This window comes from Accumulibacter sp. (assembly GCF_023806625.1).
GTDB lineage: Bacteria > Pseudomonadota > Gammaproteobacteria > Burkholderiales > Rhodocyclaceae > Accumulibacter.
In genome coordinates this window covers 49,877-72,371 of sequence record NZ_JAMTDX010000097.1, presented here as the reverse complement: position 1 = coordinate 72,371, position 22,495 = coordinate 49,877, and the positions used below count along the sequence as shown (strand labels likewise).

The following is a 22,495-nucleotide window of genomic DNA, read 5'->3' as shown; positions in this document are numbered from 1 at the left end:
CTCTCAACCCTGCGCCAATGTTAGCTTGAGCGGCTACTCAGTGGCCAAAGTTCGGTCTAGCTAGTCGAGGGTCCTGCGGAAGGTCTTCAGCCCGACGGCGAGGACGACCGCGGTGAACGCGAGGATCGGCCAGACCTGTTCCCAGACGATGTCCCAGCCGGAGCCCTTGAGCAGGATACCGCGGACGAGCAGCAGGAAGTGCGTGAGCGGCAGCACGTTGCCGACCATCTGCGCCCACTCGGGCATGCCGCGGAACGGAAACATGAACCCCGAGAGAAGCATCGACGGCAGAAAGAAGAAGAAGGTCATCTGCATCGCCTGCAGCTGATTGCGGGCGATCGAGCTGAAGGTGATGCCGAGCGTCAGGTTGGCGCAGATGAACAGCAGGACGACGGCGTAGAGCAGCGCAAGGCTGCCGTACATCGGCACGTCGAAGACCCAGCGCGCGGCGGCGAGGACCAGCGTCACCTGGAGCAGGCCAATCAGGATGTACGGAACGATCTTGCCGGTCATCACTTCGAGCGGCGTCGCGGGTGTGGCGAGCAGGTTCTCGAAAGTGCCGCGCTCGCGCTCACGGGTCATCGCCAGTCCGGTCATCAGGACCATGGTCATCGTCAGGATTACTCCGAGCAGACCCGGGACGACGTTGTAGGCGGTGATCCCTTCGGCGTTGTAGCGGCGATGGATGCGCAGATCGACCGGTGGATGCGTCGCCGGCCGAGCGCCCGGCAGATCCGGCGCGAAGACTTCGCCACCGAGGCTGCGCAGCACGGCGACCGCTCCGCCGGTGGCCATCGGGTCGGTGGCGTCGGCCTCGACGAGCAGCACCGGGCTCAGACCGCGGACGACGTCGCGATTGAATCCCGGTGGGAAGGTGACCACGAACTGCACCTCACTGCGCTCGAGCAGTCGGTTCGCCTCGCGCTCGTCGACCTCGGCGACGATGCGGAAGTACTCGCTGTTGGCCAGCGCCGTCACCCAAGCTCGGGCGAATGGTCCCGGATCGGCCATGACCACGGCGGTTGGCAGATGCCGCGGGTCGGAATTGATCGCGAAGCCGAAGAGCAGCAGCTGGATCAGCGGGATGCCGACGATCATCCCGAAGGTCAGGCGGTCGCGCCTGAGCTGGATGAACTCCTTGAGCACGATGCCGAGCCAGCGCGAGAACGAGAAGCCGTCCATGCTCCTGCCTTCAGTCGCCGAGCGGGTCGCGCGCCTGGCCCATGAGGTGGATGAACGCGTCCTCGAGCGACGGCGCGACCGGGATCACGTGCAGTCCGCTCTCATCCGCGAGGGCGAGCATGCTCGCCTCGAGCATCGCGCCGTCCTGGCCGGCGACGTGCAGCGCCGTGCCGAAGCTGGCCACCTGGTCGGCGCCCGGCAGCCGGCCAAGACGTTCGGCGAGGTCGGCGACGCCGTGGCCACTGACCTGCCAGGTGTGCAGCCGGCAACCCGCGACGACCTCGCCGGCCGTCCCGGAGGCGAGCAGACTGCCGTACGCGAGATAGGCGAGACGGTGGCAGCGCTCGGCCTCGTCCATGTAGTGGGTCGACACGAGCACGGTCATCCCGCCCCCCGAAAGGCGGTGGATCTCCTCCCAGAAGTCGCGACGGGCCATTGGATCGACGCCGGCGGTCGGTTCGTCGAGCAGCAGCAGGCGTGGCTCGTGCAGCAGGCACGCGGCCAGCGACAGGCGCTGCTTCCAGCCTCCCGACAGCGTGCCGGCGAGCTGGTCGCGCCGCCCGCCGAGGCCGAGTTCGTCGAGTGCCCGGTCGACGACCTGCCGGCGCTTCGCCATGCCGAACATCCGGGCGACGAAGTCGAGGTTCTCGGCGATCGTCAGGTCGTCCCAGAGCGAGAACTTCTGGGTCATGTAGCCGACCTCGCGCTTGATCGCCGCGCTCTCGCGCAGAACGTCGAAGCCGAGGCAGCTGCCGCGCCCGCTGTCCGGAGTGAGCAGCCCGCAGAGCATGCGGATCGACGTCGTCTTGCCGCTGCCGTTGGGCCCGAGAAAGCCGTAGATCTCGCCCGAGCAGACCTGCAGCGCGAGGTCGCGGACGACGTGCCGGTCGCCGAAGTGCTTGTTGATTCCGCTGACGTCGATCGCCAGATCGGGCATCTCAGTTCCCGCCGAGCCGGACATCGACCGGCAGGCCGGGGCGAAGCGATGCGGCCTGTTGCCGGTCCGCGGCGGCCTCGACGCGAAAAACGAGCTTCTCGCGGCTGCCGCGGTTGTAGATCACCGGCGGCGTGTACTCGGCCTGCGGCGCGACGAAGTCGATCGTCGCGCGAATGACCTGCGTGCACCCGTCGCAGCTCGCCTCGACGGCCATCCCGGGTCGCAACTGCGCGACCAGCGTCTCGGGAACGTAGAAGCGCAGGCGGCGCCGCTCGTCGGGAAGCAGGCTGGCGACCGGTGCGCCGGCGGCAACCCACTCGCCGGGCTGGTAGTAGGTCTCGGCGAGTTCGCCGTCGGCGGGCGCGGCGATCGTCTTCTGTCTGAGCCGCCAGCGTTGCTGCTCGACGACGGCCGCTGCGGCGTCGCGTTCGGCTTCGGCGGCGCGCAGTTCAGCGGCGCGGCCGAGCGGGATCCGGTACGCGGCCAGCTGTTGGCGCGCCGAATCGAGCTGGGCGGCGCTCCGGTCACGTGTGCTGCGCGCTTCGTCGAGCCTCGCCTGCGAGATGAAGTTGCGTCGGGCGAGCGCTTCCTGCTGCGCGAGTTGCGTTTCGGCGAGGCGCAGCGCGGCCTCGGCCGAGCGCACCTGCGCTTCGAGCGCGGCGATTTCCGGCGCGCGCCGGGCCTCGGCGAGGTTACGCAGCCGCTCGGCAGCGGCTCCGGCTCGCGCTTCGGCCTCGCTCAGCGCCTGCGCATCGGGGTCTTCAGTCAGCGTGAAAACCTGCTGGCCGGCGCGAACGCGCGTGCCACGCGTCGCGTCGAGCGTCTTCAGGTAGCCGGTCTGCGGCGAGGCGAGGTACAGATACTCGCCTTCGACGTAGCCCTGGAAAGTCGGCGGCGTGTGCTGGCCGCAGGCGACGGCGAGCCCCGCGCAGCCAGCGGCGAGGAACCGCCAGCCGGCTGCCGGCAACGCGGGCGGCCTGTCAGCGCAGCTCAATGCTTGTGTTCGGCTCCCGCTGGCGGAGCGGCGGTGAGATCGCGCACTTCGGCCTTGACCTCGACGCGTTCGACCTTCCGGTCCGGTCCTTCGACCTGCAGGGTCAGCGGTACCATCTCGCCGCTCTTGAGCGGTTGCTTGAGGTTGATGAGCATCACGTGGTAGCCGCCCGGAGCGAGCGGGACGGTCTTGCCGGCTGGCAGATCGAGCCGCGGGATTGCGTGCATCTTCATCACCCCGCCGTCCATCTTCATCTCGTGAATCTCGGTCACCGCGGCGACGGGGCTCGATGCGCCGACCAGCGTCGCGCCGGACTTGCTGCTCAGGTCCATGAACGCGCCGGTGGCCTTCTGGCCCTTGACCGTTCCGCGGACCCAGGGGTTGACGACTTCGACGTCGGCGGCCAGAGCGGTCGTCGAGGCGCCGAGCAGGATGGCCAGCGAACAGAGGGTGGCTTTGGTCTTCAAGTGTGGCTCCTTTCCTTGTCAGAGAAAAAGTGCTTCGGCGGTGGGCGAGGGCGGCACGCTCAGGGCTTGCGGCTCCAGTTACCCTGCGCATCTTCGACCCACCAGCCCGAGTGGAACTGCTCCTTCCAGCGACGGACCTGCGCTTCGCGGACCGCCGGTTCCCACGCCTGGCCGCCGTGGGCCTCGGCGATCGCGTAGATCAGCGAATTGCGCTCGGGGTTTTCGCTGTCGATCAGCTTCTCGGCGATCTGCCGCTGAACGAGAGTCAGCCGGCTCGGATCGCGGAGCTTGATCATCCCGTCGTAGCCGAGGCCGATCACGCCTGCGTCATAGAAGCGGACGAGCCTCGAGGTGCGCTGCGTGAGGCTGTGCCGGACGACGATCACCGGCGGCGTGCCGATCTCGAGGTTGATCGGCTCGCCGGCAGGCGCCGCGAGCAGTGGCAGCGATACGACGGCGAGCAGCGCGAATAGTGAACGGTAGGCTTTCATCGGCGTTTCCCGGCGCAGTTCATTTTCCGGCAAGGAGCAGCTTCAGGTCGGCGGCGACCTTGTCGCTGGCCTCTCCGTAGCGCGTGAACAGCCTGAGCCGGCCCTCGGGGTCGAAGACGTAGCTGGCCGTCGAGTGGTCGATGCTGTACGAATCCGGCGTCGAACCCGGCTGGCGGGTGTAGAAGACCTTGAACTCCTGTGCCGTCGCTGCGATCGTCTTCTCGTCGCCGTAAAGCCCGAGGAATGATGGGTGGAAGGCCGTGACGTACTCGGCGAGCAACTCGGGCGTGTCGCGGCCCGGGTCGAGGGTGACGAAGAGCACCTGCACGCGGCTGGCGTCGGCACCGAGCCGGTCGATCACCTCGCGCATCGCCAGCAGCGTCGTCGGGCAGACGTCCGGACACTGCGTATAGCCGAAGAACAGGATCACCGCCTTGCCCTTGAAGTCGGCGAGCCGCCGCGGATGGCCATGGTGATCGGTGAGCAGGAAATCCTTGCCCCAAGGCGAGCCGGTGAGGTCGGTCGAGTTGAACCGGGGGGGCTCGGAACAGCCGCCGAGCAGAACGGTGAGGCAGACGAGCAGGGTCGCGATGAGCTTCATGGTCTACAAGGAAGTTTGGCAGCGGCTCCGGCCGCGTCGCCGGAGATGGCCAGGCAACTCGTCGAGCAGCGGACCGATCGTGCGCATGCCCGGCTCGTGGCCGGCCAGCGTGCCAGGGCGCCGCGGGAATTCTCCAGCGATTACGCTCATTGTCACCGGGCCGGCGGCCTTCAACCTTGATCCAGGTTAACCATCGTCGCCTCGTCGTCGCGCATCCGCCGTCGGCGGCACCTGCTATGATCGGCAAGTCGGTTGATCAACGGGAACTCGATCATGGCCTCCTGGGGTTGTCCTCATGAAGTCGGCGGCCGCTGCGGCAAGGTGAACGACCTGCCCTGCGACCCCGGAATGAAAGGCTGCGTGCTTGCCGGACGCTTCTTCTTCATCGGCAGCGAAGAGAAGAACCGGCGCCTGCGCGAAAAACAGGCGCGCCCGGCAGGCGAGGCCGGCAACGACGCCCCGGCTTCCGGGAGCGACTGAAGGACGCGCGCTGGACCCGCTGGCATTCACACGATCCGGCAGGCTTCGTCGAAGCCGAGTCGCGGACCGCGTGGATAGAGTTTCGTCGGATCACCGACGCCGAGGTTGCAGAGAAAGTTCGCCTGGTAACGGCCGTCGGGAAAAAACGCGGCGTTGAGCTTGCCGGCGTCGAAACCGGACATCGGCCCACAGTCGAGGCCCAGCGCGCGTGCCGCGAGGATCAGGTAGGCGCCCTGCAGAGTGCCGTTGCGGAACGCGGTGGTCGCAGCGAGCGCCGCGTCCGCCTCGAACATCGGTCGCGCGTCGTAGGCCGGAAACATCGTCGGCAGGTGTTCGTAGAAACGGCTGTCGGTGGCGATGATCACCGTCGCCGGGGCGGCCATCGTCTTGTCGAGATTGCCCGAAGAGAGCGCCGGGGCGAGCAGTGCCTTGCCGTCCTGGCTGGTGACGAAGACGAATCGCGCCGGCTGGCAGTTCATCGACGTCGGACCCCACTTCAACAGTTCGTAGAGCCGGCGGAGAGCCGCCTCGGGAATCGCCTCGGGGGCAAAGCCGTTGTGCGTCCGGGCGCTGACGAAGATCTGGTCGAGCGCCTCTTCGGTGAGGGCAGGCATCCGGTTTCCTTTCTTCGGGGGACGGGGGCAGGGCGACGTCAGAGCTTGCGGTGAGTGCCGTCGCAGAGCGGGCTGCTGGCGGTTCGCTTGCAGCCACAGAAGTAGACGGTGCCAGACTCGGCGGCGTCGAAGCGCAGCGGCGAGAAGCCGCTGCCGCGGTGGCTGCCGTCGCAGAAGGGCTGGGTCGCGCTCTGGCCGCAGGCGCACCACCAGTAAGTCTTGCCGGCTTCGACGTCGATGGAGAAGGGGCTCGTGCGGGCCATTCTCGGGGCTGGATCGGTCATCGGGGTCTCCTCGGGTTTGCGCGATTCTACCGCGGTCGGCGCCGTGAAGGCGAGGCTGCTCGGTCGATCGGTCGATCGGTGGTCTCGGAGCCGGGAGCTGTTGCACCCGTTTCTTCCCCTTTCCGCCGAACGAGAATGGTGACCGCTCGCCAGCCAGCCGCCGATGAGTGCTGTCTTCTCCCGTGAGCCGGTCGGCGGGGTCGTGGGGTTCTCCAGTGGATCGTTCGCCTGCGACCTCAGGGCTCTGGTCCCGGCTTCTCGAGCCCCGACGGCGGAGTGCGCAGTCCGGCGATCAGCGTAGCTGCGCCAAGGCCCCACACGACGAGCATTCCGATCAGGCCGAAGACGACCGCGCTGACCACGCCGAGCAGGAATAACCCGGCAGCAATCACCAGCCGCAGCCGGCGTCGGCGCACTCGCCAGGCGACCATTCCCAGAAGCACTGCCGCAACGACCACCACCAGCGCCACATCGGCGAGCAGGGTCACCAGACCAGGATCGTCGCCCATGCTGAACACTCCTCGTGGGCAAGTTCGGGGCAGGAATCAGCCGGCGCGCTCGCCGGCCGTCGCGCCCTGCTCGAATCGGCGACCGACCCGCTCGAGCACATGCCGGGTCATCCCGAGCGCAAGCTCATGTTCGCCCATGAACACTTCTCCTGCTCGCTCCTCACGGAGCAGCGTCGCCTCTTCGTCGCTATGGGCACGGACCACCGTCTCCACGTCGGGCTTGAGCGCGTGTGCGATCTCGATCATCTTCCGCGCCCGAAGCGTATCCGGCGCGGCGATGACCAGCATCCGCGCACGGGCGACGTGCGCCTGGATCAACACCGACGCCTCGGAGGCGTCGCCGGTCACCGCTGGTATGCCGCGCTCGCGGAGTTGCTCGACGATCTCCCGGCTCTGCTCCGCGACGACGACCGGAATCCCTCTCTCGATCAACGCCTCACCGATGCGCCGGCCGACTCGGCCATAGCCGACGAGCAGTACATGCCCGGTCAGGAGATCCTGGTCGACGCTCGTCGGCAGCTCGGCCAGCGGATCGTCGGGCCTTTCCATCGCGCGGGCGAGTTGCGAGCGCGATCGAATCCACGCCTGGACTGGCTCTATCGCATTGAAGACCAGCGGATTGAGGGCGATCGAAACCAGCGCGCCGGCGAGTATCAGGCTCTGGCCTTCGACCGGAAGCAGGTTCAGCGAAACCCCGAGACTCGCCAGTATGAACGAGAACTCGCCGATCTGCGCCAGGCTGGCCGACACGGTCAGCGCAGTGTTCAGCGGGTAACGCAAGGCCAGGACGAGGAGAAACGCGGCCAGCGTCTTGCCGACGATGATGATCGCGACGACGACGAGCAGCCGGAACGGTTCCTGGACCAGCACGGCCGGATCGAAGAGCATGCCGACCGATACGAAAAACAGTACGGAAAAGGCCTCGCGCAGCGGCAGCGACTCGTCGGCCGCCCGATGGCTCAGCGCCGACTCGCGCAGGACCATCCCGGCGAAGAACGCGCCGAGCGCGAAGGAGACCCCGAAAATCGCGGCCGAGCCGTAGGCGATGCACACCGCGGCGGCGATCACGCAGAGTGTGAACAGCTCGCGCGACCCGGTGCGCGCCACCTGCCAGAGCAGCCAGGGAAAGACCCGCCGGCCGACGACGAACATCAGCACGACGAAGACCGCGACTTCGCCGATGGTGAGCAGCAGCGTCATCAGTAGATCGCGTCCGGCCAGTGCCTGGGCGACCCCGCGTCCGGCACCGCCACCCAGCCAGCCGGAGAGCGCCGGGAGCAGGACGAGGACCAGGACCATCACCACGTCCTCGACCACCAGCCAGCCGACGGCGATGCGGCCATTGACCGAGTCGACGATGCCGCGAGTCTCGAGCGCCCGGAGCAGGACCACGGTACTGGCGACCGAGAGCGAGAGGCCGAAGACGATGCCGGCGCCGAAGCTCCAGCCCCAGAGCGCTGCGACAGCGGCCCCGAGCGCGGTGGCCACGGTGATCTGGGCGACTGCGCCGGGCAGGGCGATCCGCCGGACGGCGAGCAGGTCATCGACCGAAAAATGCAGCCCGACTCCGAACATCAGCAGCATCACGCCGATCTCGGCGAGCTGCTGGGACAGTTCGACGTCTGCGACGAAGCCGGGTGTCGCGGGGCCGATGAGGATGCCGGCAATCAGGTAGCCGACCAGGGCCGGGAGTTTCAGACGTGCGGCGACGAAGCCGAGAATCAGGGCAAACCCGAAGGCAGCGGCAAGGGTGGTGATCAGCGGAACGCTATGAGGCACGCGGTTCTTCTCCTGCGATCGATTGGTGTCCGGGCCGTCCGTCGCGGGTTACGCCGCCCGATCTTTCTGGTCGGCGGCGAGTCGCGCGAAAAACCTCCGGCTGAGACCTGGTTCCGGTGCCCGCGTTCCGGGCTGGAGGCTCACCGCTCGTCATCTCCGGACGACCGGTTCTCGCCACCGGGCAGGTTTCTTCGGGAGAGATCCCAAGCGTCGCGCTCCCTGTCGCGTTGGTCGACGCCAGCGCGCTGGCTCGATCGCCTTGTCGGTTCACTCCCTCTCGTCCGTTGCCTGGTCATCAGGGAAGGGTGAGTCGAGCGCGGTGCCGACCAGCTCAATCGCCGGGTCACCCTCGAAGATCGCCACCAGGTCAGCGTGCAGCCTCTCGACCCATGGAATCGTGTCGATCGATCGAAACATTCGCCAGCTCCAGACCTTCCGGCTCGTCGCCCCAGGTGTGCAGAAAAGGTCGAGCAGCCCATCGCGCTCGGGTCCGCAGTAAATGCAGACCCCGAAAGTGAATGGCGCATCCTTCAGTTCGACCCACCAGCCCCAGTCTTCGCAGCAGATGAAGGGGGCATCGTAACCCTTGCTTGCCAATCGTTCCTGCAGATACTGGGCGAGCGCCTTGCCGTACATGCCGGGGTTGACCAGTTCGGCTTCCTCGCCGGGAAGGATCGGGAACTTGTCGGATCTGACGTGGATGAAGTTGTCCATGGCCTGGGGCGAACACCTGCAATCAGTGGAGGACGGCAAAGACCCGCGCACGGCGACCGGTTCCAGATGTTTACATGTTAGACGCATTTGCGGGCGCAGTCGATGAAACGAAGCGTCGCGGCGTCCGCCTTTGTCGAAGTTCTCCATCACCGCGTCGTGCATCACGCCGGCGATGGCGCGCATGACCGGCGAGGTGTCGGCGGCGGACCTGGCCAGGCGCTCGAGCGCCTGCGTCACCGCGGTGGTGTCTACCTTGATTTCGATCATCGCTCGTCTATACTGGCATCACTGATTGCGGTCGTACAATGGCTTCCGACTGACGCATCCAAAGGAACCGCACAGCGCCCCCTGATCGAGTCGGCGGCGGGGGTTTCTCATTTTTGGTACAGCAGGAAGCCATCGCGCTGCTGCTCGATGTAGCGCTGGCGCGCTTCCGGGCTGCGGGCCGGCTGCGCGACCATAGCCGTGGACCCTCTCCAGCCATCCTTGCCGTGCTCGAAGACCGACACGGCGTATCGTGGCCCGTTGTCGCCTTCGACCAGGAAGCCCTTGATGTAGCGTCGCTTGAGCTGCCAGGCGCCGGGCTGCTCGCGGGACTCTTCCCAGCGCAGCCAGATGTCGTCAGGCGTCTTGATCGTCTCGGCCATCAGGCCCATGAAGGGGCCGCGCCGGTTCGTGGCTGCCTTCCAGTTGCCGGCGCCGTCCTCGAAGTGATCGACGAATAGAGGCTCTGCCCGGCGCCACGCCGGATCAGCGTCTTATCGCCGTAGCCGAACTTGCTCTTCTGGGCCAGGGTGGCGGGCTTCAGGGGAACCCAGGCCGGGCGACCGCCTTGCTGGAAGTTCTCCATCACCGCGTCGTGCATCACGCCGGCGATGGCGCGCATGACCGGCGAGGTGTCGGCCGCGGACCTGGCCAGGCGACGAAGGGCCTGGATGACCGAGGTGGTGTCTACCTTGTATTTCGAATCTCTCGTCTATACTGGACACAGATGGGCAACGAACGGAAATTCGGCGTCCGTTCAACCGTATGGCCGAGGCCCCACGGGGATGGCGGGACTGCCGGCCGCCCCCTATGCTTCCTCGATGGGTTCATAGCGCGTCCTGGCCGCGAGTGCCTGTACGTTGATCTTGTGACCGGCGCGAGCGATGTTCAGCGCCCTCTTCGGGTGGCCGGCCGAGACATCTACCTGAACCGCGATCTTGACCGGGCGGTCGGCATCGAGCGATGGCAGCACATAGATCATCTTCTTTTCCAGCCTGTCGAAATAGCTCCGGCGTTCATTGGCCAGCGCCAGCGGCAGCCTTTTCCGTTCGTCCGGCGTCAGCGCGCTAGCCTCGCGCGCATGGCGGTCGGCCTTCCTGCCGACGAGCAAGCGATCCTCGACAGCGATTTCCGCGGTTGCCGGGGCCACGCCTGCGGCGCCCGTGTAATGGGAAACCTCGCGTTGCGTCATGGCGCCGACGATTGCGTGCAACCCACGCCCACGTCCGGCGGCCAGCACATCATCTACCCAACGCCCGAAGCGAGTGGCGGACTGCTCGCTGAGCGCTGTCTTCAACCCCGGCCACATCGCGGCGCCGAGCGGCGCGTCGAGCGTGCTCAGGCGCTGGTCGATAACCTCCTGTAAACCGCCCAGCGCGTCGGCTCCGGTGTTGTAGTCCCACCCCGGATCGAGCGCGAAGAACTTGCCGGGGCGTACTCGAGTCCTGCGCAGCCCGGCGCCGTCGGGTGGAGATTGATGCCTCTGGCGTGATCGGTGCGGTCTGGTTATCGCTGCGGTCTGGCTATCGGCGCGGCACCGTCGTCCGGGCTCGTTTTCGCTTCGCTGCTGGCGAATGGCCGCCGATGCGGGATAATCGGGGCCCATGATCCGCTGCGGGCGGTCGACCGGCGCGGCGGTGCCGGTGGACGTTCGGCGCGGTGCTGCGGCAAGGAGATGAAGATGAGCCGATCGCTTTTTGCTTCGTGGGGTGCGCGCCTGGCGCAGGAGGTGTTTGCGCGCGCCGTCGCCGCGGTGGGACTGTTTGGCGCCGACGGGAAAGGACTGGCAGAGGGCGCCGTCGAGGCGCTTGCCCGGCTGGTGCTCGACGACGACGACGTGGCCGTCCTGCGGCTCGCCGAAATTGGCCGGCTGGTCGAGGCGATCGCCGCGCGCGAGCCGGGTCTGCCGCCGGCCGGCGCTTTCGTCGCCGCGTTCGCGCGCTTCGTCGAGGCGTGGTCGGCTGGCCGACCGCCGGATGGCCGAGGGCTGCGCCTGGAGATCGATGCCGGCGACACGGCGCTCTCAGGCGTTCCGGATGTCCGCTGGCTGGTCGGGCTGCTCGCTGGCGGTGACGATCCGCTGGCGGCTTCGGCCTGGTTGCGCGTCGACGAGCCCGATCGACCGATCGGCTGGCAAGTGCCGCCGCGCGTGGCGATCCTCGGTGATTCGGCAGGCGAACCCGGCGACGCGCTGGCGGGCGCGTCGGGTGTCGCCCCGATCGATCTGTCGGCCAGTGCCCGGGCAGGCGCCGACTGCGATCTTCTGCTGGTCGCGGACGATCTGCGCGGCGCGCTGAGGCGCGTGCTCGAGCGGCCGCGGATGCGCGCCGGCGGCGTCCTCGTGCTCGGGGGTGCCGGAGTCGCGGCCCGTCGCGCCAGGCCGCTGGCCGATGCGCTGCGCAGCGAACTCGCGGCCGCCGTGCTGGGCATCGTCGAGGTCGACGCCGACCGCCGGGACGACTGGCTGAGCCTCTTCTGCGCGGGTCTCGACCGCCGAATGGCGCTCGATCTCGCGCTAGCGCAGGCGTGTCGGGCGGTCGACAACGGCACGGGGCGACCGCCGCTGCTCTTCGCGCCGCGCCGCGCGCTGTCGCCGTTGGCCGCGGGCCAACCCGGTGTGCGCGGCCTGGCCGAAGTCGGTGAGGCGTCTGCCCTCGGCGCAGGCAGGCCGACGAAAGAGGCAGGGCGCGCCGGGGCTGCCCTGGCGGCGCGTGGCGTCGTCGAGGCCGAACCGGTCGGTGCAGCCGGCAAAGCCGCTTTCCAGGAGGCGGCGAGCGACCTGCGGCGGGTCAATTTCCAGATCAGCGAGGTCAGCGAAGGGGCGTCGCCGCAGCGTGTGGCCGATCGGCTCGCGGCCGACCGGGCCTACGAGATCGCGCTGTTCATCGGCCTGCCGCGTACGGGTGCCGAGGCGGCGTCGGAGGTCTTCCCGAGCGACCGGTTGCCGCCGTCGCCGGCCGGGCACGATCTCGACGTCTATTTCGTGCCGCTCGTCCGCGCGGCGAGCGGCCGCCTGCACACGCCGCAGCACGCCCGCGTGTACCTGCCGCCGGCAGGCGACAGCAGTTCGTGCCGGTTCAGCTTCCGCACGCACGGGGTCGCCGGCGAGTACCGCGCACGCGTACTCGTCGCGCACGAGAACCGGATGATCCAGACGCTGCTGTTCACCTCGCCGCTGGCGCCGGGCGAGGGGCGCTTCGCGCTGGCCGTCGAGAACCTCGTCGCGCCGGGTTTTTCGGCGGTCGGCCACGGCGAGCCGTTCGACGCGGCGATCGTCGTCAATCACGCGAGCGGCGGCCAGCCGGGACTGACCACCGTCGTCGGACAGGAGGTGAGCTTCCGTGAGCCGGTGGGGATCGACCGGCTGGTCGGCGAGGTGCGCACGCTGCTTTCGGCCGAGGCGAGTTTTCCGGAGACGCGCGGCCGGCTCGACGCGCCGGCGCTGGTCAAGCTGTTCGACGACCTGGCGCACTACGGCCGGTCGATCCTCAAGGCGCTGCCCGCCGAACTCCAGGGCGGTTTCGCGGCCGGCAGCCGGGTGCAGATCGTCGAGGCGCGTGCCGGCGCGTGGTTGCCGGTCGAGATTCTCTACGGAGCGCGGCTGCCGGTTGCCGGTGCAACGCTCTGCCCGAACGCGCGCGCCGCGCTGCGCGGTGAGGCGAGCCACGAGAGCTGCGCACAGCGCGACGACCGCAGCGTCCATTGCCCGCTGCGCTTCTGGGGGCTCAACTGTGTGATCGAGCGCCAGCCGAGCCTGGCGCCTCCGACCGGCGTCGATTACACGATCCGCGTGCCGCAGCCGGGTGCCGACCAGCTCGACGCGTTTCGCGCGGTGCTCGTCGGCGCCAGCAGCAAGGTCCGGGCAAAGGATCTGACCGATCCGGGCGGCCTCGTCGAAGCCGTCCGGAGGGTCACCGAGCACTCGCGGCTGGTCAGGAACTGGGACGAATGGGAGCAGGCGGTGACCAGCGACTCGCCCTCGCTGCTGATCCTGCTGCCGCATTCGCAGGAAGACCCTGCGCATCCGGGGATCGCCGGTCTCGAGATCGGCGGCGTGCTGCTCACCCGCCCGGAACTCGAGAGCAGCTACGTTGCCGGACCGCAGGCGAAGGCACCGGTGGTCCTGCTGCTCGGCTGCAGCACGCAATTGACCGACGTGCCCTTCCTCAACTTCGTCGAGGCGTTCCGCCGCGAGCAGGCGGCGCTGGTTATCGGAACCCTCGCGACGATCCGCGGCCGCCGCGCGATCGGCTTCGCCAACGCGCTGCTCGCCGGGCTCAAGGCGGCAAGCGGTAGCCAGCGGAGCTTCGGCGAGGTGTTCCTGGAAACGCGGCGGCGCCTGCTCGCCGAAGGCGACGGTTTCGCGCTCAGCCTGACCGCCTACGGCGACGTCGGCTGGCGAGTCTGAAGCGGTGGAGGAGCGGGTCGATGTTTCGTCTTGAACTGTTGCCGGCGCAGTACGGCGATGCGATCTGGATCGAGTACGGCGCGGGTCGCAAGGTCTCGCGCGTGCTCGTCGACGGCGGGACCGAGGCGTCGTTCCCGGCGCTGCGCGAGCGGATCCTCGCGCTGCCGGCGAACCAGCGGCACTTCGAGCTGCTCGTCGTCACCCACGTCGATGCCGACCACATCGGCGGCACGGTTGAGCTGCTGCGCGAGCGCGAGGCGCTCGGGGTGAGTTTCGGCGAGATCTGGTTCAACGGCTACGTGCATCTGAGCGCCGGTGGGGTCGTCCCGACTCGCGAGTCGCCCGACATCCTCGGCCCGGAGCAGGGTGAGCAACTCACCGAACTGATCGTCGGCGCCGATCCGCGCAAGTGGAACGCGGTGGTCGGTGGCGGCGCGCTGGTCGTCCCGCCGACCGGGCCGCTGCAGCCGCTCGTCCGGCTGCCCGGCGGCATGCAGCTGACGCTGCTCTCGCCGGGCCAGGAGCAGCTCGACCGTCTGAAGCCGGTGTGGGACTCGGCGTGTCGCAAGGCCGGGATCACCCCCGGTGCGGCGACCGCCGCCGACAGCGAGCGTCTCGGCGAGGTCGGCACGCGCGGGGAGGAAAGCGATCTGCTCGGGGATCCGGATGTCGTGCAGCTCGCCTCGGCGCCGTTCGTCCCCGACCGGGCGCGGCCGAACGGGTCGAGCATCGCGCTGCTCGCCGAGTACGGCGGCCGGCGCGTGCTGCTCGGCGCCGACGCGTACGCGGCGGTGCTCGGCGCTTCGCTCGCCCGCCTGCCCGAGGCGGCCGGCGGACGAATCGCCGTCGACGCGGTCAAGCTCGCGCACCACGGCAGCAGTGGCAACACGAGCAGCGAACTCGTCCGGGCGCTGAAGTGCCGCAACTGGCTGGTGTCGACGAGCGGGCAGCAATTCGGTCACCCCGACCAGGAGGCGATTGCCCGGCTGATCCGCGACGGCGGCTCCGGGGTCGGCCTCGTTTTCAACTACCGCAGCGAATTCAACGAGGTCTGGGCTTCGGCCGGGCTGCGCCGCAAGTACGGCTACACCGCTTCATACCCGGCCGCAGGAACGGCCGGAGTGGGCTTCGACGTCGGCCGGGCGAAGCGCTGAACCGAACGAATCCGGATGCCTCAGCCGCTGGCCGGGGGTGCGCCGCGATCGACGCGCAGCGCTGTCGGGATCGCCGTCAGCTGGAGCACGGCGATGCCGACGAGCACGGCGGCGAAACGGCCTTCGTCCATCAGCACGCCGAAAACGATCGGCGCGAGCGCGAGGCCGGCGTCGAGTCCCGAATAGACGAAGCCATAGACGCGACCGTACGCCGCCTGGCCGAAGCGCGTCGTCGCCGCCCGGCGGACGAGCAAGTCGCGTGACGGGCCGGCGAGGCCGGTACACCAGCCGATCGCAGCCATCATCGGGAGCACGCTCCAGCCGGGCAGCGGCAGCAGCGCCAGGCCGACGGCGAGCGTCGCGGCGCTGCCCAGAGCGATTGCGATCAAGCGTTCGTGTCGCGCCTTCCGCGCGAGGAAGCCGCCGCTGAGCACGCCGGCGGCGCCGCCGACGAGATACGCCGAGAGCGCCGTCGCGCCACCGGCGACGCTCATCCCGTGGAGATTCTGGAGGATCGGCGTGGCAAAGTTCTGGATCGCTCCGAAGGCGGTGGTGATCAGCAGGAAGAAGGCGAAGCAGAGCCAGACGGCCGGCGAACTGAGGAAGGCGAAAGGCGAGGGCGCGACGGTGGAGGCGCCCGGAGCGTTCGGCGCGCCGACTGTCGGCGCTTCGGCGAGCGCCTGCCGGCGCCAGGCGAGCAGGGTCAGCGCGAGCACGGCGACGGCAGCGGCGGCCAGCGCAGCGCTGCGCCAGCCGGCGGCCGCGGCGACGCCGGTCAGCAGTACCGGCGCGAGCGCCCAGCCGAGGTTGCCCGAGACGCCGTGGATCGAGAATGCGTGGCCCAGGCGCGAGGGCGAAACGCGCCGGTTGAGCACGCTGAAGTCGGCCGGGTGGAAGACGCTGTTGCCAAGGCCGGCGAGCGCGGCGACCAGTGCGAGTCCGGCGTAGTCTCTGGCCAGCGCGAGCAGCAAGGTGGCGACCAGGAAGCAGCCGATGCCGCCGGCGAGCACGCGCGCCGCGCCCAGACGATCGACGAGAAAGCCGGCGAGTGCCTGCCCGAAGGCCGAGACGACGAAGAAGACGGTCATCGTCGCGCCGATGCCGGTGAAGCTCAACCCGAAGTCGCGCATCAGCCAGGGAAACAGCGGCGGCAGGAGCAGGTGGAAGAAGTGCGAGACGCCGTGCAGGAAGCCGATCAGCGAGATCGTCTCGAGGTCCTGCCCGACCGCAGCCGGTTCTGCGGCGCCGCTCATCGTCTGGTCCCGCCGCGCGGTCGAGCGGCCGCGGCAACATCGCCGGTGACTGCCGGCTCGAGGGTCTGCTGGCGCGACGGGCTCATCCGTAGCGCTGGCGGATCGCGTAGCCGCCGCCGGCGACGGTTTCGACGAGCGCGTAACATCCGACCTGCCAGCGGAGCGCCGGGGGATCCTCGGGGGGCAGTGCGCCGGCAGCCGAGCGGGCGAGCGTGACGTGGGGCAGGAAGGCGCGGCGTTCGGTCGGCAGGCCGAGCGTGCGCAGCGCTTCGCCGAGCCGGGTGTGCAACTCGCCGAGCGGACCGGGCACCACGGGGGCGAGCAGTACGGCGAGACCGCGCGACCAGATCGCCGCCCGGGTCAGCGCGAGTTCGCAGGGCGCCAGCCCGACTGCGAGTCCGGCGCCGATTTCGGGCAGGCGCGGCCGCGGCACGGTACCGATGAAGTGCAGCGTCAGGTGGATCCTCTCGCTGCGCACGCGCGCCGCGGCGGCCGGCCACGACCAGCGGCGCTGGTAGTCGTCGAGCGCGGCGACCTCGTCGCCGCTCGGCCAGATGGCCAGGAAGAGGCGCGCGCTTCCACCGGCCTCGCGCACAGTCCGGCGCGAATCTCCGCGTCGCACAGGCCGGTCAGAGTCCTGCGCGGCGAGCGCGCCGCCCGGGGCGTGACGGTCGGCCGCTGCGGCCATCAGAAGAGCCTCATCCCGACACTGCTCGGCTTGCCGCCCGCGGCCTGGAGGTTCTCGCCGACGACGACCGTGTCGCCCTCGCTTAGATCGCCGCCGACGATCTCGCTGTTGCGGTTGTCGGTGATCCCGAGCTGAACGCTGACCGGTCGCAGTCCGCCCTTTTCGAGACGATAGACCGTCCCGCTGGCCGTGTCGCGCTTGCGCCCCTTGGCGCGCGCTTCGGCGCCGCCTTCGGCGCCGCGCTGCGCCGCCGGCTGGCCGCCGTTGGCCGGTCGTTGCCCGCCGTTGCCCGCCGCGGGGCGTTCGCCCGCGCCGGCGCTTTCGGGGGGACGGAAGCGCAGCGCCGCGTTCGGGACGAGCAGCACGTCCTTCCGGCTGGCGACGGCGATCGTCACGTAGGCGGTCATTCCGGGTAGCAGGATGTGCTCGGGGTTGGACAGCGAGACGCGGACGTTGTAGGTCACGACGTTCTGCTGTGTCGTCGGGTTCAGCCGGATCTGTTGCACCTCGCCCTGAAAGCTGCGGTTCGGGAAGGCGTCGACGGTGAAGCGGACCTTCTGGCCCTCGCGGATGCTGCCGATGTCGGCCTCGGCGAAACTGGTGTCGATGCGCATCTCCGAGAGATCCTGGGCGATCTTGACCAGCGTCGGCGTCTGCAGGCTCGCGGCGACGGTCTGCCCGAGGTCGACGACGCGGTCGACGACGACGCCGGAGACCGGCGAGCGGATCACCGTGTAGCCGAGATTGACCTGGTCCTTGTCGGCGGCTGCCCTGGCCTGGGCAAGCTGGGCCTCGTTCGAGCGGCGTTCCTTGATCGCCTGTTCGAGTTCCTGCCGCGAAACGTACTCCTCGGCGAACAGCGCGCGCATCCTCGCCTCGTTGGCCTGGGCGAGTTCGAGCGCGGCGGCGACGTTGCGCACGTTGGCCGCCGACTGTCGGGCCTGCGCGGCGAGCAGCGAATCGTCGAGCGCGAGCAGCGCCTGACCCTTCTCGACCGAGTCGTTAAAGTCCACGAACAGCTTGCTGACCGTTCCCGAGACCTGCGTCCCGACGTTGACCAGGACGACGGGGTTGAGCGTGCCGTTGGCCGACACCGTCTGGGTCAGGTCGCCGCGTTCGATGGTCTGGAGGCGGTAGCGCTGTTCGGGAGATTCGCCGGCGCTCTGGCGCCAGGCGTAGAAGCCGCCGGCGGCGAGGACGACGGCGAGCAGGGCGACGAGGATTCGCGAGCGGAGACTTTTCATCGGAGCGTGGTTTCCAGCAACGAGCCGTCGAGCGCGCCGAGCGACCGGGCCAGCGTGGCGCGCGAGACCTGCCAGTCGAGCGTCGCCTGGATGCGCTGCAGGCGTGCGTTGGCCAGTGCGCTCTGCGCGTTGAGCACGTCGAGGATCGTCCCGACTCCGGCCTTGTAGCGGCCGAGCGCGACACGCTCGGACTGTTCGGCGCTGGCCAGCAGGTCGGTACTCGTGCGTGTCGTCTGGGTCGCCGTCTGCAGGTTCTGGTACGCCTGCCAGACGTCGAGCGCGACCTGCAGGCGGACGTTGTCGAGGCGTTCGCGGCTCACATCGCGGCGCGCGCGCGCCGCGCGAACCGAATAGAGCGTGTTGAAACCGCTGAAGATCGGCACGCTGAGGGTCAGCCCGATCGAAGCGTTCTGGCCCGAGACCAGCGCCGGGTCCTGCCACTGCCGGAGCGCGTTGACCGAAAGCGTCGGCAGCCCGGAGGCGAGCGCGTAGTCGATGTTCGCCTCGGCGGCCTTCACGTCGGCCTCGGCGGCCTTCAGTTCCGGACGGCGCTGCCGGGCTTCGGCGATCAGCGCGGCAACGTCGCTTTCGAAGCCGGAGTTCGGCTCGCGCGCCGGCGGATCGTCGAGGACGACCGGATGGTTGGCGTCGAGCCCCATGACGTTGGCCAGGCGCCCAAGGGCGTTCCGGGAGACGCCTTCGGCCCGGATCCGCGTCAGCGTGGCCTGCGACCACGCCGTCTGCGCCTGCAGCCGGTCGGCCGGAGTCGCGGTGCCGACCCGATAGCGAACCTCGGCGGCAGTCAGGCTTTCGCGGCTGGCCCTCTCCGATTCGCTCGCCGCGACGACCGCCGCGCGCGCTGCCTGAGCTTGGTAGTAGGCCTCGACAGCGGCGAGGAAGACCGTCTGGACGGTGCCGTCGAGCGTCGAGACGGCTGCCGCCAGCGTCTGGCGCGCGGCTTCGAGGTTCGCCGAACGCGCGCCGAAGTCGAAGAGCAGCCATGAGAAGCCGACGTCGGCGCTGCGCCGCGAAGTCGTCTGCGCCTGGCTGCGCAGACGACTCGCCGTCGCGGCGGCGTCGAGCAGCGGCAGGAACTGGCCTTGCGCGAGGCCCACCTGGGCGGCCTCGACGCGAGTTGCCGCCCATACTTCGCGAGTCGTCGGGTTCTGGCAGAGCGCCAGGTCGACGACTTGGGCGAGACCGTACGCGGTCCCCGGCGACGGTTGCCGACACGGCATGACCTGGCCGTCGACGCGCAATACCGGACGCGGTGGCGTCACTGTGTCGGTATCCAGCGGGTCCCCGAGCGTGAAGGCGAGCGCATCAGGAGCCAGCACGGCGAGCAACAGCGGCAGCGAAAGGTACCGGGTAGCGCATGCGGCGGGTGCGTCCGGCGCGGTCAGGCGGAAGCAGCGGAAGATCATCGCCGCCAGTATACCCGGGTCGCGCGGCGATCTCGTGCCGGCTGAGCTGCGCACGCCGGATTGACGACCGGGAACGGATCCGGGGATACTCCGGAAGTTGCCCACCTCCGGCCAAGCGACTGGCATGGTCATGACTGCCGACCCGAATAAGCCTGATCCGTCGCCACCGTCACTCGTCGCTTCCGGAAGTCCCTGGTACGTGTGCTTCACCAAGCCGCGTCAGGAGGCTGTTGCCGTGCGCAAGCTCGAAGAGCAGGGTTACGAGGTCTTCCTGCCGACCTTCGTCGAATGGATCAGCGGCCCGAAGGGCTGGCGAACGAGACGGCAGGCGATGTTTCCGCGTTACGGTTTCGTTCGCTGCGGCCGGCCCGGGCAGAGTGTGGCTCCGATCCGCAGCACGCCCGGGGTCACCGGGCTGGTCCGCTTCGGTTTCATCCTCGCGACGCTCGACGAGCGGACCGTCGCCGCGATCCGCTCGCTCGTCGAGCGCCTCGAGCGCACGGCGCAGAACCGATCGACGCCATTCGCTGCCGGTGACGTCGTCGAAATCCGCGACGGGCCGCTCAAGGGGCTTCCGGGAATCGTTTCGGCGGTCGCCGCCGAGCGCGTCATCGTCCTGCTCAGCCTGCTCGGCCGCGAAAAGCCGGTGGCCATTCCGATGGCTCACGTGGCGCGGAGCGCAGGCAGCTGACCGTAGCGCCTGCGGCGTCGATGGTCGGTCCCGGAGAGCCAGTCATCGGCTGCGGGATCGGCCCGGGGGACGCTTTTCGGCAAGGATCCAGCGGAGCGAGAGGCGAAACGGGCCAGCCTGGCGGTCGGCGATCAGCAGACCGACGCAGCGGATTCGGGCCGGGTCGAGTGGCGGCGCAGCGACCGGACGGCCCCGGCAGCGCGCACGAAAGGCGTCGAGCGGGAGTACGATCTCGGCCCACGCATCGGTCGGCGGCGTGAATGCCGCGTGCCAGCTGATCCCGTCCGGTGCATCGTCGGTGCGGAGTGTCAGCCGGTAAGTCCGCCCGTCACCGCGAGCGCAGACGCGCACCTCTTCGGCTCCGGGCGCCGAGTAGTCGAGCGCAGCCGTGCGGACCGAAGCGAAGCCGCCGTTGTTGGCCAGCGACACGCTTCCGGTGAATTCGGCGTGACCGCCCGAGTGCACGAGGCGGCTGTTCGAAAGGCCACCCATCACGACGTCGTCGACGGGCGACCAGACGGCCACGCTGGCCGGGTCGTCGAAACCGAGATGCAGAGCGGCGTGTTCTGCTTGGCCGCGGCTCGCGCCCTCAGGCATCGGGTCGGTCCTGGGTCACCCAGATCAGTTCGTCGGTGGCGAAGCCGAGACGCCGCGCAGTGTCGACCAGTTGCTCGCGCACGCCGGGCGGCAGGCTCCGCTCACGGGCGAGGATCCACAGGTAATCCCGGCTCGGCCCGACGACGAGCGACCAGCGATAGCCGGTCTCGTCGAGCGCGGCGACGTGATAGCCGCCGTAGAACGGGCCGAAGAAAGAGACTTTCAGCGAGCCGACCGTCTGATCGCCAATCGGCAGCGCCCTGCCCACGGCCTCCTTCCACTCGCCACGGGCAGCGCTGTAGCCGCGGTTGATGACCTCGATGCTGCCGTCCGGGAGCAACCGGTACTCGGCAGAGACGTCGCTGAGGCCGCGCTCGAAGCGGTGGTCGAGACGGGCGATTTCGTACCACTTGCCGAGGTAGCGGTCGATCTGGAAATTGCCGACCGGGGCGACTCCTTCGGGGACGCCGGTGCACGCACCGAGCAGGAGGATCGCACCAATCGACAACAGGCTGCGCAGGGCGGACATCGGCATTCACCGGGAACAACTAGAATTCGGAAGACAGCGCCTGGCCGATGAAGTTCCAGTCATCCATCGCCGGCCCGCTGGAAGACGGCAGGCTCCGGCGCACCCTGCGTGCTAGAATCGCTGCCCATGGAAATCCTGATCAACGGCCAGCCGCGGCAGTTTGCCGGGCCTCTGACGGTCCGTGAACTCGTCGATGCGCTGAAGCTCGCCGGCAAGCGGATTGCCGTCGAACGCAACGGCGAGATCGTGCCGCGCGGAAGGCATGCGCAGACGGTGCTCGCCGACGGCGACCGGATCGAGGTGGTCGTCGCGGTCGGCGGCGGCTGAACTGTCGCACGGCGCCCGACCGGTCCGCACCGAGCTGCCGTGAATCACTGATGGTCAACACCGATGCCTGCTGATCCTTCCCCGCACAGCCTGACCGTCGCCGGCCGGACCTATCGCTCGCGCCTGCTCGTCGGGACCGGCAAGTACCGCGACTTCACCGAAACCCGCGCAGCAATCGACGCTTCGGGGGCCGAAATCGTCACCGTGGCGATCCGCCGCACGAATATCGGTCAGAAGGAAGGCGAGCCGAACCTGCTCGAGGTGCTGCCGCCGTCCGAGTTCACGATCCTGCCGAACACCGCCGGGTGCTACAACGCGAGCGACGCGGTGCGCACGCTGCGTCTAGCCCGCGAACTGCTCGACGGCCACAGCCTGTGCAAGCTCGAAGTCCTCGGCGACCCGACGACACTGTTTCCGAACATGCCGGAAACGCTCGCGGCGGCCAGGACGCTGGTCAGCGAGGGTTTCCAGGTGATGGTCTACTGCGCCGACGATCCGGTCCAGGCGAAGATGCTCGAAGAGATCGGCTGCGTCGCGGTGATGCCGCTGGCTTCGTTGATCGGCTCGGGAATGGGCATCGTCAATCCGTGGAATCTGCGCCTGATCATCGACAACGCCCGCGTGCCGGTGCTCGTCGACGCCGGAGTCGGGACCGCTTCGGATGCGGCGCTGGCCATGGAACTCGGTTGCGACGGCGTGCTACTGAACACGGCCATCGCCCATGCGCGAAATCCGCTGCTCATGGCCAGCGCGATGAGGAAGGCCGTCGAGGCGGGCCGCGAGGCCTTCCTTGCCGGGCGGATGGCCCGCAAGTACTACTCGGCCGACCCGTCCTCGCCGACCACCGGGCTCGTCGGCTCGTAG

25 protein-coding genes and 1 pseudogene are annotated in these 22,495 nt (G+C 69.0%); 6 read left to right on the top strand and 20 right to left on the bottom strand.

The genetic code is table 11. From position 1 onward, the window contains the following. Positions 1 to 60 precede the first annotated feature (60 nt). From NFW05_RS15675 to NFW05_RS15650, 6 genes are read right to left on the bottom strand one after another with little or no spacing between them, the layout of a single operon-like run. The gene (locus NFW05_RS15675; protein WP_295308999.1) at positions 61 to 1,182 is read right to left on the bottom strand and encodes an ABC transporter permease; all 1,122 of its coding nucleotides are present in this window, start codon (positions 1,180 to 1,182) and stop codon (positions 61 to 63) included. Positions 1,183 to 1,192: 10 nt separating this feature from the next. Continuing rightward, positions 1,193 to 2,119 (bottom strand): ABC transporter ATP-binding protein, encoded by a 927-nt coding sequence (locus tag NFW05_RS15670; RefSeq protein WP_295308998.1) that lies wholly within the window; start codon positions 2,117 to 2,119, stop codon positions 1,193 to 1,195. Between the two features lies 1 nt (position 2,120). Beyond that, positions 2,121 to 3,113: an HlyD family efflux transporter periplasmic adaptor subunit gene (locus NFW05_RS15665; RefSeq protein ID WP_295308995.1), complete on the bottom strand. Its 993-nt coding sequence runs from the start codon at positions 3,111 to 3,113 to the stop codon at positions 2,121 to 2,123. Then, positions 3,110 to 3,580 (bottom strand): copper chaperone PCu(A)C, encoded by a 471-nt coding sequence (locus NFW05_RS15660; protein WP_295308992.1) that lies wholly within the window; start codon positions 3,578 to 3,580, stop codon positions 3,110 to 3,112. Before NFW05_RS15660 ends, NFW05_RS15665 begins: the two co-directional genes overlap by 4 nt. A gap of 59 nt (positions 3,581 to 3,639) precedes the next feature. Continuing rightward, positions 3,640 to 4,071, bottom strand: a complete 432-nt coding sequence (locus NFW05_RS15655) for a DUF1318 domain-containing protein (protein WP_295308989.1) — start codon at positions 4,069 to 4,071, stop codon at positions 3,640 to 3,642. Positions 4,072 to 4,090: 19 nt separating this feature from the next. Next, positions 4,091 to 4,672 (bottom strand): SCO family protein, encoded by a 582-nt coding sequence (locus tag NFW05_RS15650; RefSeq protein ID WP_295308987.1) that lies wholly within the window; start codon positions 4,670 to 4,672, stop codon positions 4,091 to 4,093. 273 nt (positions 4,673 to 4,945) lie between these two features. On the opposite strand from NFW05_RS15650, the gene NFW05_RS15645 reads away from it, so the two are divergent. Continuing rightward, positions 4,946 to 5,152 carry a hypothetical protein gene (locus NFW05_RS15645; RefSeq protein ID WP_295308984.1) on the top strand — a complete coding sequence of 69 codons (207 nt, stop codon included), beginning with the start codon at positions 4,946 to 4,948 and terminating at the stop codon, positions 5,150 to 5,152. A gap of 26 nt (positions 5,153 to 5,178) precedes the next feature. On the opposite strand, the gene NFW05_RS15640 is transcribed toward NFW05_RS15645, so the two are convergent. From NFW05_RS15640 to NFW05_RS15605, 8 genes and pseudogenes are all read right to left on the bottom strand, one after another. Beyond that, complete coding sequence (locus NFW05_RS15640; protein ID WP_295308981.1) at positions 5,179 to 5,766, bottom strand: malonic semialdehyde reductase; 588 nt, start codon at positions 5,764 to 5,766, stop codon at positions 5,179 to 5,181. 38 nt (positions 5,767 to 5,804) lie between these two features. Then, complete coding sequence (locus tag NFW05_RS15635; protein WP_295308977.1) at positions 5,805 to 6,050, bottom strand: CDGSH iron-sulfur domain-containing protein; 246 nt, start codon at positions 6,048 to 6,050, stop codon at positions 5,805 to 5,807. Positions 6,051 to 6,286: 236 nt separating this feature from the next. Continuing rightward, a complete protein-coding gene (locus NFW05_RS15630; RefSeq protein WP_295308974.1) occupies positions 6,287 to 6,559 on the bottom strand; it encodes a hypothetical protein in 273 nt (90 codons plus the stop codon). A gap of 36 nt (positions 6,560 to 6,595) precedes the next feature. After that, positions 6,596 to 8,338, bottom strand: a complete 1,743-nt coding sequence (gene ybaL / locus NFW05_RS15625; RefSeq protein WP_295308971.1) for a YbaL family putative K(+) efflux transporter — start codon at positions 8,336 to 8,338, stop codon at positions 6,596 to 6,598. A gap of 267 nt (positions 8,339 to 8,605) precedes the next feature. Next, positions 8,606 to 9,319 carry a hypothetical protein gene (locus NFW05_RS15620; RefSeq protein WP_295308968.1) on the bottom strand — a complete coding sequence of 238 codons (714 nt, stop codon included), beginning with the start codon at positions 9,317 to 9,319 and terminating at the stop codon, positions 8,606 to 8,608. Positions 9,320 to 9,426: 107 nt separating this feature from the next. Then, positions 9,427 to 9,708, bottom strand: coding sequence for a PBECR2 nuclease fold domain-containing protein (locus NFW05_RS15615; protein WP_295308965.1), 282 nt, complete (start codon positions 9,706 to 9,708; stop codon positions 9,427 to 9,429). Then, positions 9,699 to 9,992, bottom strand: a pseudogene (locus NFW05_RS15610) (phage virion morphogenesis protein); the annotation flags it as partial. The gene NFW05_RS15615 and the pseudogene NFW05_RS15610, both read right to left, overlap by 10 nt. Before the next feature lie 132 nt (positions 9,993 to 10,124). Continuing rightward, positions 10,125 to 10,613 (bottom strand): hypothetical protein, encoded by a 489-nt coding sequence (locus tag NFW05_RS15605; protein WP_295308962.1) that lies wholly within the window; start codon positions 10,611 to 10,613, stop codon positions 10,125 to 10,127. Between the two features lie 384 nt (positions 10,614 to 10,997). On the opposite strand from NFW05_RS15605, the gene NFW05_RS15600 reads away from it, so the two are divergent. Together NFW05_RS15600 and NFW05_RS15595 are read left to right on the top strand one after the other, a co-directional pair. Further along, entirely contained in the window at positions 10,998 to 13,724 is a 2,727-nt protein-coding gene (locus NFW05_RS15600) for a hypothetical protein (RefSeq protein WP_295308959.1), read from the top strand. Positions 13,725 to 13,744: 20 nt separating this feature from the next. Beyond that, positions 13,745 to 14,878: an MBL fold metallo-hydrolase gene (locus NFW05_RS15595; RefSeq protein WP_295308956.1), complete on the top strand. Its 1,134-nt coding sequence runs from the start codon at positions 13,745 to 13,747 to the stop codon at positions 14,876 to 14,878. A 20-nt stretch (positions 14,879 to 14,898) separates the two neighbouring features. On the opposite strand, the gene NFW05_RS15590 is transcribed toward NFW05_RS15595, so the two are convergent. From NFW05_RS15590 to NFW05_RS15575, 4 genes are all read right to left on the bottom strand, one after another. Continuing rightward, on the bottom strand, positions 14,899 to 16,131 hold the full coding sequence (locus NFW05_RS15590; RefSeq protein ID WP_295308953.1) for an MFS transporter: 1,233 nt from the start codon (positions 16,129 to 16,131) through the stop codon (positions 14,899 to 14,901). Positions 16,132 to 16,213: 82 nt separating this feature from the next. Next, positions 16,214 to 16,819, bottom strand: coding sequence for a 2'-5' RNA ligase family protein (locus NFW05_RS15585; protein WP_295308950.1), 606 nt, complete (start codon positions 16,817 to 16,819; stop codon positions 16,214 to 16,216). After that, complete coding sequence (locus tag NFW05_RS15580; RefSeq protein WP_295308948.1) at positions 16,819 to 18,063, bottom strand: efflux RND transporter periplasmic adaptor subunit; 1,245 nt, start codon at positions 18,061 to 18,063, stop codon at positions 16,819 to 16,821. Before NFW05_RS15580 ends, NFW05_RS15585 begins: the two co-directional genes overlap by 1 nt. Further along, positions 18,060 to 19,487 carry a TolC family protein gene (locus tag NFW05_RS15575; RefSeq protein ID WP_295308946.1) on the bottom strand — a complete coding sequence of 476 codons (1,428 nt, stop codon included), beginning with the start codon at positions 19,485 to 19,487 and terminating at the stop codon, positions 18,060 to 18,062. Before NFW05_RS15575 ends, NFW05_RS15580 begins: the two co-directional genes overlap by 4 nt. 124 nt (positions 19,488 to 19,611) lie before the next feature. On the opposite strand from NFW05_RS15575, the gene NFW05_RS15570 reads away from it, so the two are divergent. Further along, a complete protein-coding gene (locus tag NFW05_RS15570; RefSeq protein ID WP_366918270.1) occupies positions 19,612 to 20,178 on the top strand; it encodes a transcription termination/antitermination NusG family protein in 567 nt (188 codons plus the stop codon). Positions 20,179 to 20,220: 42 nt separating this feature from the next. Here the strand turns inward: NFW05_RS15570 and NFW05_RS15565 are convergent, their stop codons facing one another. Beyond that, positions 20,221 to 20,775, bottom strand: coding sequence for a CIA30 family protein (locus NFW05_RS15565; RefSeq protein WP_295308944.1), 555 nt, complete (start codon positions 20,773 to 20,775; stop codon positions 20,221 to 20,223). Further along, positions 20,768 to 21,310 carry a lipocalin family protein gene (locus NFW05_RS15560; RefSeq protein WP_295308942.1) on the bottom strand — a complete coding sequence of 181 codons (543 nt, stop codon included), beginning with the start codon at positions 21,308 to 21,310 and terminating at the stop codon, positions 20,768 to 20,770. Before NFW05_RS15560 ends, NFW05_RS15565 begins: the two co-directional genes overlap by 8 nt. Before the next feature lie 120 nt (positions 21,311 to 21,430). Here NFW05_RS15560 and thiS point away from each other — a divergent pair, with 120 nt between their 5' ends. Continuing rightward, the gene (gene thiS / locus NFW05_RS15555) at positions 21,431 to 21,631 is read left to right on the top strand and encodes a sulfur carrier protein ThiS (RefSeq protein WP_295308939.1); all 201 of its coding nucleotides are present in this window, start codon (positions 21,431 to 21,433) and stop codon (positions 21,629 to 21,631) included. A 63-nt stretch (positions 21,632 to 21,694) separates the two neighbouring features. Beyond that, positions 21,695 to 22,495: a thiazole synthase gene (locus NFW05_RS15550; protein WP_295308936.1), complete on the top strand. Its 801-nt coding sequence runs from the start codon at positions 21,695 to 21,697 to the stop codon at positions 22,493 to 22,495.

What these genes read in the sequence shown, in the direction of transcription:
- NFW05_RS15645 (WP_295308984.1), top strand. Translation starts at nt 4,946, where the DNA reads ATGGCCTCCTGGGGTTGTCCTCATGAAGTCGGCGGCCGCTGCGGCAAG.
- NFW05_RS15560 (WP_295308942.1), bottom strand. Translation starts at nt 21,310, where the DNA reads ATGCCGATGTCCGCCCTGCGCAGCCTGTTGTCGATTGGTGCGATCCTC.
- NFW05_RS15565 (WP_295308944.1), bottom strand. Translation starts at nt 20,775, where the DNA reads ATGCCTGAGGGCGCGAGCCGCGGCCAAGCAGAACACGCCGCTCTGCAT.
- NFW05_RS15550 (WP_295308936.1), top strand. Translation starts at nt 21,695, where the DNA reads ATGCCTGCTGATCCTTCCCCGCACAGCCTGACCGTCGCCGGCCGGACC.
- NFW05_RS15640 (WP_295308981.1), bottom strand. Translation starts at nt 5,766, where the DNA reads ATGCCTGCCCTCACCGAAGAGGCGCTCGACCAGATCTTCGTCAGCGCC.
- NFW05_RS15650 (WP_295308987.1), bottom strand. Translation starts at nt 4,672, where the DNA reads ATGAAGCTCATCGCGACCCTGCTCGTCTGCCTCACCGTTCTGCTCGGC.
- NFW05_RS15575 (WP_295308946.1), bottom strand. Translation starts at nt 19,487, where the DNA reads ATGATCTTCCGCTGCTTCCGCCTGACCGCGCCGGACGCACCCGCCGCA.
- NFW05_RS15630 (WP_295308974.1), bottom strand. Translation starts at nt 6,559, where the DNA reads ATGGGCGACGATCCTGGTCTGGTGACCCTGCTCGCCGATGTGGCGCTG.
- NFW05_RS15635 (WP_295308977.1), bottom strand. Translation starts at nt 6,050, where the DNA reads ATGACCGATCCAGCCCCGAGAATGGCCCGCACGAGCCCCTTCTCCATC.
- NFW05_RS15655 (WP_295308989.1), bottom strand. Translation starts at nt 4,071, where the DNA reads ATGAAAGCCTACCGTTCACTATTCGCGCTGCTCGCCGTCGTATCGCTG.
- NFW05_RS15595 (WP_295308956.1), top strand. Translation starts at nt 13,745, where the DNA reads ATGTTTCGTCTTGAACTGTTGCCGGCGCAGTACGGCGATGCGATCTGG.
- thiS (WP_295308939.1), top strand. Translation starts at nt 21,431, where the DNA reads ATGGAAATCCTGATCAACGGCCAGCCGCGGCAGTTTGCCGGGCCTCTG.
- NFW05_RS15675 (WP_295308999.1), bottom strand. Translation starts at nt 1,182, where the DNA reads ATGGACGGCTTCTCGTTCTCGCGCTGGCTCGGCATCGTGCTCAAGGAG.
- NFW05_RS15585 (WP_295308950.1), bottom strand. Translation starts at nt 16,819, where the DNA reads ATGGCCGCAGCGGCCGACCGTCACGCCCCGGGCGGCGCGCTCGCCGCG.
- NFW05_RS15600 (WP_295308959.1), top strand. Translation starts at nt 10,998, where the DNA reads ATGAGCCGATCGCTTTTTGCTTCGTGGGGTGCGCGCCTGGCGCAGGAG.
- NFW05_RS15590 (WP_295308953.1), bottom strand. Translation starts at nt 16,131, where the DNA reads ATGAGCGGCGCCGCAGAACCGGCTGCGGTCGGGCAGGACCTCGAGACG.
- NFW05_RS15620 (WP_295308968.1), bottom strand. Translation starts at nt 9,319, where the DNA reads ATGATCGAAATCAAGGTAGACACCACCGCGGTGACGCAGGCGCTCGAG.
- NFW05_RS15615 (WP_295308965.1), bottom strand. Translation starts at nt 9,708, where the DNA reads ATGGGCCTGATGGCCGAGACGATCAAGACGCCTGACGACATCTGGCTG.
- NFW05_RS15580 (WP_295308948.1), bottom strand. Translation starts at nt 18,063, where the DNA reads ATGAAAAGTCTCCGCTCGCGAATCCTCGTCGCCCTGCTCGCCGTCGTC.
- NFW05_RS15670 (WP_295308998.1), bottom strand. Translation starts at nt 2,119, where the DNA reads ATGCCCGATCTGGCGATCGACGTCAGCGGAATCAACAAGCACTTCGGC.
- NFW05_RS15570 (WP_366918270.1), top strand. Translation starts at nt 19,612, where the DNA reads ATGGTCATGACTGCCGACCCGAATAAGCCTGATCCGTCGCCACCGTCA.